Genomic DNA, 12542 nt, shown 5'->3' on the forward strand with positions numbered 1-12542 from the left:
CCCGCATGAAAACCCGGCACATTGGAGACTGGTTGAGGCATCCAGAGCATCGCCGTATGCGACGTGCTGCTTAACAGGGTTTCCGACGCAACGAGCGGCTCACCGCCATGTTCCGATTAATCGATGGAGCAAATCAGTGAAACTCACCAAATTGCTACATACGGCTTTGGTGGCGGGCGCCTTCGCGGCCGCCTCGGCAACGGCGTTTGCGCTCGACATATCGGGGGCTGGCGCGACGTTCCCGTATCCGATCTACGCCAAATGGGCAGACGCCTATAAGAAGGAGATCGGCGTCGGCCTGAACTATCAGTCGATCGGCTCGGGCGGCGGCATCAAGCAGATCGTTGCCAAGACCGTGACCTTCGGAGCGACCGACATGCCGCTCAAGCCCGAACAGCTCGAGAAGGATGGGCTGGTGCAGTGGCCGATGGTGATGGGCGCCATCGTTCCGGTCGTCAATATCGAGGGTATCAAGGCCGGTGAACTGGTGTTCGATGGCGAAACGCTCGCCAGCATCTATCTCGGCAAGATCACCAAGTGGGACGATCCGGCGATCAAGAAGCTCAATCCGAACGCCAAGCTGCCGAACGAAGCCATCACCGTGGTTCGCCGCTCCGATGGCTCGGGCACGACCTTCAACTTCACCGACTATCTCTCCAAGGTGAGCCCGGAGTGGAAGACCAAGGTCGGCTCCGGCACCGCGGTGGAATGGCCGGCAGGCGTCGGCGCCAAGGGCAATGAAGGCGTGTCGGGCAATATCGGCCAGACCCGGAATTCGATCGGCTATGTCGAATATGCCTATGCCAAGCAGAACAAGCTGACTTACACGGCGCTGGTCAACAAGGCCGGCAAGACCGTGCAACCCACTGTGGCTGCATTCCAGGCAGCAGCTTCGAACGCCGACTGGGCGAAGGCGCCGGGCTATTACGTGATCCTCACCGACCAGCCGGGCGAGCAGTCCTGGCCGATCACCGCCGCGACCTTCATTCTGATGCACAAGGAGCCCGCCGATAAGGCCGCATCTGCCGAAGCCATCAAGTTCTTCAAATGGGCTTTCGCCAAGGGCGGCACGATGGCCGAGGAACTCGACTACATTCCGATGCCTGAGCCGGTGGTCAAGCTGATCGACAAGACCTGGTCGTCGGATATCAAGAGCTGATCGCAGGATCGACCGCCTGCCGGCTGCAATCCGGACAGGCAAACGAGACAGGCAAGTCTGGAATTCACCGCGGCCCCTTTCGGCATAAGGTTGAATTCCAGCCCTGCGCCCGGCACGACGGCTGCAGGAACGCGGCCAAATCGTTCGAAGATCGCTTTCGGAAGAAGCGACGATCGCAGCGCTGAACGACACAAGAGGGAAATCGGCGTGGCAGACATGGCCATTCAAAGCGAGGTAATGGAAGCCGCCGGAACTTTCGATCGTGCCAAGGCGCTCAATGCTTTCAAGCTCGGTGACGCCACATTCTACTGGATCACCCGCGCCTGCGCGATCTCGGTCCTGCTCATCCTCGGCGGCATCATTCTCTCGCTGATCGTCGGCGCCTTTCCGGCGATGAAGGCCTACGGCATCGCCTTCCTGTGGTCGCAGCGCTGGGCGCCGTCGGCCGATCCGCCGGTGCTCGGCGCGCTCGGCCCGATGTACGGCACGCTGGTGACCTCCTTCATTGCGATGCTGATCGCGATTCCCGTCGGTCTCGGCATTGCGATCTTTCTCACCGAGCTTTGCCCGCAATGGCTGCGCCGGCCGATCGGAATCGCCATCGAACTGCTCGCCGGCATTCCTTCGATCATCTACGGCATGTGGGGCTTCTTTGTGCTGGGCCCGTTCCTGGCCTATACGTTCCAGCCGTTCATGATCCGCCTGTTCGACGGCATCCCCGTCCTCGGCGCGGTATTCGCGGGCCCGCCGTCCTATCTCAGCCTGTTCAACGCGGCGCTGATCCTTGCGATCATGGTGCTCCCGTTCATCACCGCGATCTCGGTCGACGTCTTCAGGACGGTGCCGCCGGTTCTCAAGGAGGCCGCCTACGGCATCGGCTGCACCACCTGGGAAGTGGTTCGCAACGTGGTGATACCCTACACGCGCGTCGGCGTCATCGGCGGCATCATGCTGGCGCTCGGGCGTGCGCTCGGCGAAACCATGGCGGTCACCTTCATCATCGGCAACTCCTTCCGCATCTCGTCCTCGATCTTCGCCCCGGGCACCACGATATCGGCCGCGATCGCCAGCGAGTTTGCGGAAAGCGACGGTCTGCACCAATCGGGATTGATTCTCCTCGGCCTGCTTTTGTTCGTGCTGACATTCATGGTGCTTTCCGCGGCGCGCTTGATGCTGCTGCGCCTGGAAAAGAAGGCGGGGAAGTGACATGAACCCGATCTACAGGTCGCGCCGCCGCAACGATTTCGTCATCCGCGCGCTTTGCCTCGGCGCCGCGCTGTTCGGCGTGACCTGGCTCGCGCTGATCCTGTTCACGCTGTTCTTCAACGGCATCAAGGGCCTCAACCTCGAGCTTTTCACCCAGAACACGCCGCCGCCCGGATCGAACGAAGGCGGCTTGATGAATGCGATCACGGGCTCTGTCATCATGACGGCGCTCGGCGTCGGCATCGGAGCGCCGCTCGGCCTGTTCGCCGGAACATACCTCGCCGAATATGGCAGGAACGATCGGCTCACTCCGGTGATCCGCTTTATCAACGACATCCTTTTGAGCGCGCCGTCGATCATCATCGGCCTGTTCATCTACGGCGCCATCGTGGTGCCGATGGGCGGGTTCTCGGCGCTGGCGGGGTCGCTGGCGCTTGCCGTGATCGTGATCCCGGTCGTGCTGCGCACCACCGAAGACATGTTGTTGCTGGTGCCCAATCCGCTGCGCGAAGCCGCCTCCGCCCTTGGACTGCCGCGCTCGTTCGTCATCAGGCGTATCGCCTACCGCGCCGCGCGCTCCGGCCTGATCACCGGCGTGCTGCTCGCAACCGCGCGCGTGGCCGGCGAGACCGCGCCCCTGCTGTTTACCGCGCTGTCCAACCAGTTCTTCAGCCTCGACCTCACCAAGACGATGGCGAACCTGCCGGTGACCATCAACAATTTCGTGCAGAGCCCGTACGCCTACTGGAAACAGCTCGCCTGGAGCGGGGCGTTGCTTATCACCTTGACCGTACTCGCTCTCAACATCGGCGCGCGTATACTTGGCGCCGAGAGGACCGCAAAATGAACGATCTCTCCGGATCCGCGAGTGTTACAAGCACGCCGATGCCGTCGGTGCCCGGTCATGCGGCAAGTCACCATGATGCCCCGGCCAAGGTCACCGCGCGCGCTCTCAATTTCTATTACGGCGAGAACCACGCGCTCAAGAACATCAACATCACGCTCGGCACCAATCGCGTCACCGCCTTCATCGGTCCCTCCGGCTGCGGCAAATCGACCTTGCTGCGGATTTTCAACCGGATGTACGATCTCTATCCGGGACAGCGCGCCACGGGCCAGCTCTTGCTCGACAACACCGATATTCTCGATCCCAGGCTCGATCTCAACCTGTTGCGGGCTCGGGTCGGCATGGTGTTCCAGAAGCCGACGCCATTTCCGATGACGATCTACGAGAACATCGCCTTCGGCATTCGGCTCTACGAGAAGATTTCCAAATCGGAGATGGACGGTCGCGTCGAGAGGGCGCTGCGCGGCGGCGCGCTCTGGAACGAGGTCAAGGACAAGCTCAATGCAAGCGGACTGTCGCTGTCCGGCGGCCAGCAGCAGAGGCTCTGCATCGCCCGCACCGTGGCGGTGCGGCCGGAAGTGATCCTGTTCGACGAGCCGTGCTCGGCGCTGGATCCGATTTCCACCGCCAAGGTCGAGGAATTGATCCAGGAGCTCGCCGAGAACTACACCATCGCGATCGTCACCCACAACATGCAACAGGCGGCTCGGGTCTCGGACAAGACGGCGTTCATGTACCTCGGCGAACTCATCGAGTTCGACGACACCAACAAGATCTTCACCTCGCCGAACGATCGACGTACCCAGGACTACATCACCGGCCGGTTCGGCTAAGGAGAATTCGATGGGCTCGGAACATACCGCCAAGGCATTCGACAGCGATCTTCAGGAACTGACCCGGATGGTCGCGGAGATGGGCGGTCTTGCCGAACGCATGATCGTGGAGTCGGTCGATGCCCTGATCCGCCGCGACCTCGCGCTCGGCAAGCGCGTGGTCGAGGCCGATGTCGAAATCGACAATCTGCAGCGCGTGATCGAGGAACGCGCCGTGCTGACCATCGCGCGGCGCCAGCCGATGGCGGTCGACTTGCGCGAAATCGTCGGCGCGATGCGGGTCGCCATCGACCTCGAGCGGATCGGTGATCTCGCCAAGAACATGGCCAAGCGCGTCGCGGCGCTGGAAAGCGATTTCCAGCCGCTGAAGCTGATCCGCGGGCTGGAACACATGACCGACCTCGTGCAGTCGCAGGTGAAATCCGTGCTTGATGCCTATGCCGCGCACGATCTGCCGGCGGCGATGACGGTCTGGAAGGGCGACGAGGAAGTCGACGCCATCTGTACCTCGCTGTTCCGCGAACTCCTGACCTACATGATGGAAGACCCGCGCAACATCAGCTTCTGCATCCACCTGATGTTCTGCGCCAAGAACATCGAGCGGATCGGCGATCACGCGACCAATATCGCCGAGACCGTCTTCTACATGATCGAAGGCCAGCAAATTCTCGACAAGCGCCCCAAGGGCGACATGACGACGTTTGCCACGACCGTCCCCAACACCTAGGAGAAGACTACGCATGAGCGCGCGGATTCTGGTGGTCGAAGACGAGGAGGCGTTGACGACGCTGTTGCGCTACAACCTCGAGGCCGAAGGCTACGAAGTGGAGACGGTCGCGCGCGGCGACGATGCGGACACCAGGCTGAAGGAACGCCTGCCCGACCTCATCGTGCTCGACTGGATGCTGCCGGGACTGTCCGGCATCGAGTTGTGCCGGCGCTTGCGGGCGCGGCCGGAGACAAAACAGTTGCCGATCATCATGCTCACCGCGCGCGGCGAGGAGAGCGAGCGGGTCAGGGGGCTGGCGACCGGGGCGGATGATTATATCGTCAAGCCGTTTTCGGTGCCGGAACTGCTGGCGCGGGTGAAAGGCCTGTTGCGCCGCGCCAGCCCCGAGCGGCTCGCCACGGTGCTGGCCTATGGCGATATCGAACTGGATCGTGAAAAGCGTCGCGTCGCCCGCTCCGGCCGTCCTATCGATCTCGGACCGACCGAATACCGGCTGCTCGAATTTTTCCTGGAGCATCCTGGGCGCGTGTTCAGCCGCGAACAATTGCTCGACAGCGTCTGGGGCCGCGATATCTATATCGACGAGCGTACCGTGGACGTGCATATCGGGCGCTTGCGCAAGCTGCTCAACCCCGGCCGCGAGCAGGATCCGATCCGCACCGTGCGCGGCGCCGGTTACGCGCTCGACGACCGCTTTGCCAAGGCGGAATAGTAAGCCTGCGGCGGCGGGCTTCCTAGCCTTCTCCAGCGAACCTCGCCATGGGTGGACGTACCAAGGCCTCTTCACGAGAGTCCGGATCGCGTCGGCGGGTCAAGGTGGGTCAACAATGTCGGACAAAGCGGTCAGTCGCGTGAAGCGAGTTCGCAAACCAAAGACGCGGAAATTCTATCGTTTGGGACCTGACTATCGGACGGGCGGCGCACCTCCATACGAGATCGAAAACGCGGTCAAACTTTATTGGCCAGGGTTAATATCAATGTCGCCAAGGCAGGGCCGGCGCGCCTTTCCAGATTATCCTGAACCGCCACGTGTGTTGTTTGACAGGAAGAGCCACCGGCCGCCACGGGACTTGGAAGACTGTGCTGGATATTGGTTGATTTCTGATCGGGCAAAGCAACTTTTTGAGACGCTCGATTCCAGGGGCTTTGCATTCTTCAAATGTGAAACGCGCTTTACGAACGGCGAATCCGGGCCCGATTACTTTCTGTGTGATGTCGTTCGAGAACTCGACGCCTTGGACGAGCAAGCGTCACGACGATTTGAAATTAGGCACGACTCGGAGGGCAGAAAATACTCCTTCAAGATGGACGCCTCTTTAGTCTTCAAAGAGGATGTCGTGGGGGCGGCGCACATCTTTCATGTGGCATATTTCGGACCGGTGATCTGCGATCAGAGCCTGAGGGATGCTTGGAAGGCGGCGGGCCTGAAAGGAATCTGGTTTCACGAAGTCTTTCACCCTGAATTCGACGAGATCGGCACAATAACCGCGCTACCTCGACATCCGAATTCAGGGACAGTTAGACTGGGGCGACGCAAAGAAGCCTTGTTCCACGGCACGGTATTGGAGGCATTTGGGGGATCGCTGAATGTTGGCGACACAGTTCGTGCAATAGGGCAGTACGACAGAAATTACCGTTTTTTTTCGGTACATCGTCTTGAGCGAATCTGAGGCTCGTGGAGCCCTGGCTGTGGGAAGCAAGCGCCTGCGCTGCTGATCCCTCCATACACCCAACATTGGTTAGCGAACAGGTCCCGGCTCTGCGAGGCAGCGCTGCGCGCCGCATCGCGTCCGGGACACGAAATAATAACTACCTCGTCGTCTTCGGCGAGTGGCGACGGCGATCGCCCGCCGGCTGATAGGCGATGCGCGAATGGTGTGCGCAATAGGGCAGGCTGGGCAGCGCCTTGCCGCCGCAGAAGAAGAATTCCGGACTGGAGGGATCGCCGATCGGCCAGTGACAGGTGGCTTCGCTCAGTTCCAGAAGCGACAGGCGCTGGCTCAGCGGCACCACATTGTCATAGGCGATCGGATCCGGCTCCAGCTCGACCTCGAAGGCGTGGGCGAGCGCGGTGTTGCCGCGGGAGACCGGGCGCGATACCCGCATCATGTGCTGAGCGGGGCGGGCCTTGCGCTGGCGCGGTGCGGCCGAAGACGGGGTCTTGGCGCGACCGGAAAGGCCCAGCCGGTGCACTTTGCCGATCACTGCATTTCGGGTCACATTTCCGAGTTCGGCGGCGATTTGACTAGCCGACAGGCCGGCTTCCCAGAGTTTTTTCAGTTGCTCGACGCGATCGTCAGACCAGGTCAATACCGTCATCGCACTCTTCCCCCTGCGTCGCGCTGGCCGGTTTCGGGACAGCGCTGCGATGCTAATCGTCTCAAAAATCCCTTCCGGCAGAATCCCTTAGCCCTCGCCGAACGCGAAAAGCGCGCCCGAACGTCTACGCCGAACAGCTGCGACCAGATGGGACGGTACTACCGCACGAGATGTCGTACCCGACGTTTTAGAGGCTACAATATGGCGTGACTCCGGCGCAAGAGTTCGCACGAGTGGCGTCCACATGTTCCGTCGGTTAACCCCTGCAAATGCGATTCTTCAGCACCAACAAATGTTAACGTTCTCGTCATCTGCCGACCGGTTGACACCCTTCGCCGCGCGCTTAGAATGCCCCTCACGTGCCGCCCCGAAAAGGCGGCACGTTTCGTTTTCCGACCGCGCCTTGGGCCGCGCACCACGGCCGGTTCTGATCCTCCAGTGCTGCCGATTTGAATTTCCTGCAGTGGTTGCCGCGGGATTTGCTTTCAGGAAGTTCAAACCGAAAGCGGCAGGTCGGACCTGGTTTGCCTCTCGCCCCTTGCTTTCCGAAGTTCGTGCAAGGGGCTGGCCGTGATGTGATCACGAACTTCGAACAAGAGGCACTGGTGGTTGCCATGACCAAGAATGCGACGTCGCATCTGCTTCCGGTATTTGCCAGGGTGGATCTCGGTTTCGAGCGCGGCGAAGGCGCGTGGCTGGTCGCCACCAATGGCGAACGCTATCTCGATTTCACCTCCGGCGTTGCGGTCAATGCGCTCGGCCACTGCCATCCGCACCTGGTCGCATCCTTGCAGGATCAGGCCACCAGGCTCTGGCACATGTCGAACCTGTTCAAGAGCCCGGACGGCGAGCGGCTGGCGGCGCGACTGTGCGGGGCAAGCTTCGCCGACTTTGCCTTCTTCGCCAATTCCGGCGCCGAGGCGATGGAATGCGCGATCAAGATCACGCGCAAATATCACGCCGCCAAGGGTCAGCCCGAGCGCTACCGGATCGTCACCTTCGAGGGCGCGTTCCACGGACGCACGCTCGCAACCCTCGCGGCAACCGGCTCGACCAAATATCTCGAAGGTTTTGGCCCGCCGATGGACGGTTTCGATCAGGTGGCGCTCGGCGATCTCGACGCGGTCAGGAAGGCGATCGGTCCGCAGACGGCCGGCATCCTGATCGAGCCGCTGCAGGGGGAGGGCGGCGTGCGCGCGGCCCCTCACGCCTTCTACAAGGCGCTGCGTCAGCTCTGCGACGACAACGACCTGCTTCTGATCTTCGATGAGGTGCAGACCGGGATGGGCCGCACCGGCGAACTCTTTGCCTACAAGCGGCTCGGCGTCACCCCCGACGTGATGCCGCTTGCGAAAGCGCTCGGCGGCGGTTTTCCGATCGGAGCGTGCCTGGCGACTGCGGACGCGGCAGCCGGCATGACGCCGGGTACGCACGGCTCGACCTTCGGCGGCAACCCGCTCGCGGTCGCGGCCGCCAATGCCGTACTGGACGTGATGCTCAAGCCCGGTTTCTTCGAGCACGTGCAGAAGATGTCGCTGCTGCTCAAACAGAAGCTCGCCTCGGTGGTCGACCGCCATCCGCTCGTGCTGGCGGAAGTCCGCGGCGAGGGCTTGTTGATCGGCGTGAAGGCGGTGGTGCCGTCGGGCGATCTGGTGACGGCGCTGCGCGAGCAGCACCTGCTCACGGTCGGCGCCGGCGAAAACGTGGTGCGGCTGTTGCCGCCGCTGATCGTGACCGAGGCCGAGATCGAGGAGGCCGTGCAGCGGCTTGATCGCGCCTGTACGGTGCTTTCCGGCGACAAGTTGAAACGGGCGGCCGGACAATGAGCAAGGCACTGCGTCATTTTCTCGATCTCAACGAGATCCCGACCAAGGAGCTGCGCAACATGCTCGCCGCGAGCGTGGCCATGAAGGCGAGACTCAAGGCCGCGAAGAACCAGGGCGAGAAGCCGGACCGGCCGCTTCAGGGCAAGACGCTCGCGATGATCTTCGAAAAGCCCTCGACCCGGACGAGGGTCTCGTTCGACGTCGGCATGAGCCAGCTCGGCGGTGAATCGATCATGCTGACGGGGGCGGAAATGCAGCTCGGCCGCGGCGAGACCATCGCCGACACCGCGCGCGTGCTGTCGCGTTATGTCGACGCCATCATGATCCGCATTCTCAACCATGACGCGCTGCTGGAACTTGCCGCGCATGCGACCGTGCCCGTCATCAACGGCCTGACGCGGCGCTCCCATCCCTGCCAGGTGATGGCCGATCTGATGACATTCGAGGAACATCGAGGATCCATCGAGGGCCGCACGGTGGCCTGGAGCGGCGACGACAACAATGTATTGGCCTCGTGGGCTCATGCGGCGGAGCGGTTCTCCTTCAAATTGAACATCGCAACACCGCCGCAGCTTGCACCCAACAAGGCGATGCGGGACTGGATCAAGGCAACGCAGGCGCCGATCGTGCTCGGCAGCGATCCGGAAGCCGCCGTGCGCGGCGCCGATTGCGTCGTCACCGACACCTGGTTCTCGATGGGCGACAAGGATGGCGAGCACCGCCACAATCTGTTGAGGCCCTATCAGGTCAACGCCAGGCTGATGTCGCTTGCCAAACCCGATGCGCTGTTCATGCACTGCCTGCCGGCGCATCGCGGCGACGAAGTCACCGATGAAGTCATTGATGGTCCGCAATCGGTGGTGTTCGACGAGGCCGAAAATCGACTGCATGTGCAGAAGGGCATTCTGGCCTGGTGTTTCGAGGCCGTGGGGTAAAGCCGGCAAAATCGTCGGTACGAAGTCGTGAACACGCGCACTTTGTACCCTCTCCCCTTGCGGGAGAGGGTGGTTTCGAACGAAGTGAGAAACCGGGTGAGGGGTTCTGCTCTGTCGATAGTCCCTGATTCCCTCACCCGGCTCGAATTTCGCTTTGCTCATTCTCGCCACCCTCTCCCGCTAGTGTCCCGATTCCGAAGTTCGCATGATTGTGCGGCAACCTCTATTGCGAACTTCGGAATCGAAGGGACACTGGCAACTCATTGATTCTAGTGTGGCTTGGGTTCAGAAGTCCGCATGATGAGTTCGCGGCAGTAATGATGCGGACTTCTGAACCGCCACACTAGGGGAGAGGGTATGCAGTGCTTGCGGTGGCATCGGCTACTTGCTCAAAGCTCAGCCCTTTCACTTCGCGTCTTCCGACCCCAGATAGAGCGCCATGACTTCACAATTTCCCGACATGAAAACCCGGCAAACCCCGATCCGTGCGCCTTCCCCGGTTCCGGTCGACGACGCCGTGCTGCCGTTCGAAATCGCCGAACTCGATTTGCGCGGCCGCTTGACGCGGATGGGTCCGGGTCTCGACGACGTTCTGGCCAAACACGATTATCCACCTGCCGTCGGCAAGCTGTTGGCGGAGGCGATCGTGCTCACGACCCTGCTCGGCTCGTCGTTGAAATTCGATGGCCGCTTCATCCTGCAGACCCAGACCGACGGCCCGGTGTCGCTTCTGATCGTCGACTTCCGCGCGCCGGATCGCCTGCGCGCCTATGCGCGTTTCGACAAGCAGCGGCTGAGGGAGGGTCAGGATTCCGGCGCGCTGCTTGGCAAGGGTCACCTTGCGATGACCATCGATCAGGGTTCGGACATGAGCCGTTATCAGGGCCTGGTGGCGCTCGATGGCGGCAGCCTCGAGGACGCCGCTCACGAATATTTCCTGCGCTCCGAACAGATTCCGACGCGGGTGCGGCTCGCGGTCGGCGAGGAATGGCGCGGCGGCGAGGGCGGGGTGCAACATCGCTGGCGTGCCGGCGGCATGTTGCTGCAATTTTTGCCGAAGTCGGCGGAGCGGGCACGGCAGGCCGATCTGCATCCGGGCGACGCGCCGGAAGGCACGGTCGCCCATACCGTCGAGGAAGACGATGCGTGGGTCGAAGGGCAATCCCTGATCGCAACCGTTGAGGATGTCGAGCTGATCGACCCCGATCTGTCCGGCGAGCGTTTGTTGTATCGGCTGTTTCACGAGCGCGGCGTTCGGGTGTTTCGCCCGCTTCCCTTGCGCGCGCAATGCTCGTGTTCGCGCGAAGCGGTGTCCTCGATGCTCAAGAGCTTTGCACCGGATGACCGCGCCGAAATGGTGAAGGATGGGAAAGTCGTGGTGACCTGCGAGTTCTGCTCGTCGGTCTATCAGTTCACCCCGCATGAAGCGGGCGTGGAAGAGGATCTTCCCGCGGCTAATGCGCGCCGAGCTTCTCGATGGTGTCTTTGATCCACCGATTTGCCCGTCGTGCCAATCTGTCGCAGGCGGCCATGCTTGCCGAGTGCCCCCGAAACACTTCACGAATCGCGACGTCCCGCGCTCTGCAAAGAGGGGCGTTTCGCGATCGTCACGGACGTTGAGCGCGGGATGCGATGGATGCTTTCGATGCGCAAGACGAACGCATTGTAAGCGTACGGCGAAGCCGTGTGGTCCTGACACCCCGACGCTGGTGTCAAGTTCTTAAGAAGCTAACGCTTCTCAGGGATGATGGTGGCAACAAAGCCCGGTTCACCAGGGAGAGCTCGGAATAAGCCGTTAAAACCATTCGCGCGGGGAATGCCGGGCGAAGCCGGTGTGACCGTGGTGACTATGCTTGCGTGCTTTTTTCATTCGCACGCGAGGCTGCGGGCGCGCTGACGCGCCCGGCATTCCCTGCGCCCTCTTCATTCGAGAGGCGGGAGATTATGACGCAAAACTCGCGCGGATTACGCGGCGAGATCGCGGAGGTGTGTTTTTTTGGTGAAGCACAGCTCTTCTTATCCCTCCCCCTTGTGGGGAGGGTGGCATGACGCGAGCGAAGCGAGCGGCTTGCCGGGTGGGGGTGAACGCGTTTGTTCATCATTGGGTACCCCCCACCCCGGCTCGCGTTGCTCGCCGACCCTCCCCACAAGGGGGAGGGAGGTCACCTCGCACCTAACTGGAAATGCGATGAAGGCCTCGCCTTTAATTCAACACCCGCTTGGCCTCGGGGCTGTCGAGCGAAAACGTCGGCACGTCGATCTCGAACTTCTCGCCACTTTCGCTGACCATTTGATAACGTCCGGTCATGAAACCCGACGCGGTCGGCAGCGGCACGCCGCTCGTGTATTCGAAGCGCTCGCCCGGCGCCAGCACCGGTTGCTCGCCGACGACGCCTTCGCCTCGTACTTCCTGCTTGCGCCCGGTGGCATCGGTGATGATCCAGTGCCGCGTGCGCAGTTGCACGGTCTCGCTGCCGGAATTGGTGATGACGATGGTGTAGGACCAGAAATATTGCCGGTTTTCGCTCGACGAGCGTTCCGGCATGAAATTCGGCTCGACGGTGACCTCGATCTGGCGGGTGACGGCGCGGTACATGGAAGCAATCTTTCGAAACCGTGCGGCATCATATCCAATAATCCCGGCATAACCAATCGCTTAAGCCTATGTGGACATTTACCCTCCAATG

At 61.7% G+C, this 12542-nt stretch carries 12 protein-coding genes; 10 read left to right on the plus strand and 2 right to left on the minus strand.

Features of this window, described 5'->3' with window-relative positions; all coding sequences use genetic code 11:
* The first annotated feature begins 136 nt into the window (after positions 1-136).
* The 7 genes from pstS to VNX23_RS17745 all read left to right on the plus strand — a co-directional run bounded on the left by pstS (position 137) and on the right by VNX23_RS17745 (position 6445).
* On the plus strand, positions 137-1159 hold the full coding sequence (gene pstS / locus VNX23_RS17715) for a phosphate ABC transporter substrate-binding protein PstS (protein ID WP_414643027.1): 1023 nt from the start codon (positions 137-139) through the stop codon (positions 1157-1159).
* Between the two features lie 216 nt (positions 1160-1375).
* A complete protein-coding gene (gene pstC / locus VNX23_RS17720; RefSeq protein WP_325632140.1) occupies positions 1376-2365 on the plus strand; it encodes a phosphate ABC transporter permease subunit PstC in 990 nt (329 codons plus the stop codon).
* 1 nt (position 2366) lies between these two features.
* A complete protein-coding gene (gene pstA, locus VNX23_RS17725; protein ID WP_325632101.1) occupies positions 2367-3212 on the plus strand; it encodes a phosphate ABC transporter permease PstA in 846 nt (281 codons plus the stop codon).
* Entirely contained in the window at positions 3209-4045 is an 837-nt protein-coding gene (pstB, locus tag VNX23_RS17730) for a phosphate ABC transporter ATP-binding protein PstB (protein WP_414643028.1), read from the plus strand. The genes pstA and pstB overlap by 4 nt, the downstream gene beginning before the upstream one ends.
* A gap of 10 nt (positions 4046-4055) precedes the next feature.
* Positions 4056-4772 (plus strand): phosphate signaling complex protein PhoU, encoded by a 717-nt coding sequence (gene phoU, locus VNX23_RS17735; protein ID WP_325632103.1) that lies wholly within the window; start codon positions 4056-4058, stop codon positions 4770-4772.
* Positions 4773-4785: 13 nt separating this feature from the next.
* Entirely contained in the window at positions 4786-5487 is a 702-nt protein-coding gene (gene phoB / locus VNX23_RS17740; RefSeq protein WP_325632104.1) for a phosphate regulon transcriptional regulator PhoB, read from the plus strand.
* A gap of 115 nt (positions 5488-5602) precedes the next feature.
* Complete coding sequence (locus VNX23_RS17745; protein ID WP_325632106.1) at positions 5603-6445, plus strand: imm11 family protein; 843 nt, start codon at positions 5603-5605, stop codon at positions 6443-6445.
* A 139-nt stretch (positions 6446-6584) separates the two neighbouring features.
* On the opposite strand, the gene VNX23_RS17750 is transcribed toward VNX23_RS17745, so the two are convergent.
* Positions 6585-7094 (minus strand): GcrA family cell cycle regulator, encoded by a 510-nt coding sequence (locus tag VNX23_RS17750; protein WP_325632108.1) that lies wholly within the window; start codon positions 7092-7094, stop codon positions 6585-6587.
* 614 nt (positions 7095-7708) lie between these two features.
* Here VNX23_RS17750 and VNX23_RS17755 point away from each other — a divergent pair.
* The 3 genes from VNX23_RS17755 to VNX23_RS17765 all read left to right on the plus strand — a co-directional run bounded on the left by VNX23_RS17755 (position 7709) and on the right by VNX23_RS17765 (position 11344).
* Entirely contained in the window at positions 7709-8920 is a 1212-nt protein-coding gene (locus tag VNX23_RS17755) for an aspartate aminotransferase family protein (RefSeq protein WP_325632110.1), read from the plus strand.
* Entirely contained in the window at positions 8917-9855 is a 939-nt protein-coding gene (gene argF, locus VNX23_RS17760; RefSeq protein WP_325632112.1) for an ornithine carbamoyltransferase, read from the plus strand. Before VNX23_RS17755 ends, argF begins: the two co-directional genes overlap by 4 nt.
* A gap of 439 nt (positions 9856-10294) precedes the next feature.
* Positions 10295-11344: an Hsp33 family molecular chaperone gene (locus VNX23_RS17765; RefSeq protein WP_325632114.1), complete on the plus strand. Its 1050-nt coding sequence runs from the start codon at positions 10295-10297 to the stop codon at positions 11342-11344.
* A 714-nt stretch (positions 11345-12058) separates the two neighbouring features.
* Here VNX23_RS17765 and apaG read toward each other — a convergent pair.
* Positions 12059-12451 (minus strand): Co2+/Mg2+ efflux protein ApaG, encoded by a 393-nt coding sequence (apaG, locus tag VNX23_RS17770; RefSeq protein ID WP_325632115.1) that lies wholly within the window; start codon positions 12449-12451, stop codon positions 12059-12061.
* Positions 12452-12542 lie beyond the last annotated feature (91 nt).

Origin of the sequence: Bradyrhizobium sp. (assembly GCF_035570375.1) — a bacterium.
GTDB lineage: Bacteria > Pseudomonadota > Alphaproteobacteria > Rhizobiales > Xanthobacteraceae > Bradyrhizobium.

Coding starts and splice junctions, on each gene's coding strand:
- pstA (WP_325632101.1), top strand. CDS start 2,367: ATGAACCCGATCTACAGGTCGCGCCGCCGCAACGATTTCGTCATCCGC.
- pstC (WP_325632140.1), top strand. CDS start 1,376: ATGGCCATTCAAAGCGAGGTAATGGAAGCCGCCGGAACTTTCGATCGT.
- VNX23_RS17745 (WP_325632106.1), top strand. CDS start 5,603: ATGTCGGACAAAGCGGTCAGTCGCGTGAAGCGAGTTCGCAAACCAAAG.
- argF (WP_325632112.1), top strand. CDS start 8,917: ATGAGCAAGGCACTGCGTCATTTTCTCGATCTCAACGAGATCCCGACC.
- VNX23_RS17750 (WP_325632108.1), bottom strand. CDS start 7,094: ATGACGGTATTGACCTGGTCTGACGATCGCGTCGAGCAACTGAAAAAA.
- phoU (WP_325632103.1), top strand. CDS start 4,056: ATGGGCTCGGAACATACCGCCAAGGCATTCGACAGCGATCTTCAGGAA.
- pstB (WP_414643028.1), top strand. CDS start 3,209: ATGAACGATCTCTCCGGATCCGCGAGTGTTACAAGCACGCCGATGCCG.
- VNX23_RS17765 (WP_325632114.1), top strand. CDS start 10,295: ATGACTTCACAATTTCCCGACATGAAAACCCGGCAAACCCCGATCCGT.
- apaG (WP_325632115.1), bottom strand. CDS start 12,451: ATGTACCGCGCCGTCACCCGCCAGATCGAGGTCACCGTCGAGCCGAAT.
- phoB (WP_325632104.1), top strand. CDS start 4,786: ATGAGCGCGCGGATTCTGGTGGTCGAAGACGAGGAGGCGTTGACGACG.
- VNX23_RS17755 (WP_325632110.1), top strand. CDS start 7,709: ATGACCAAGAATGCGACGTCGCATCTGCTTCCGGTATTTGCCAGGGTG.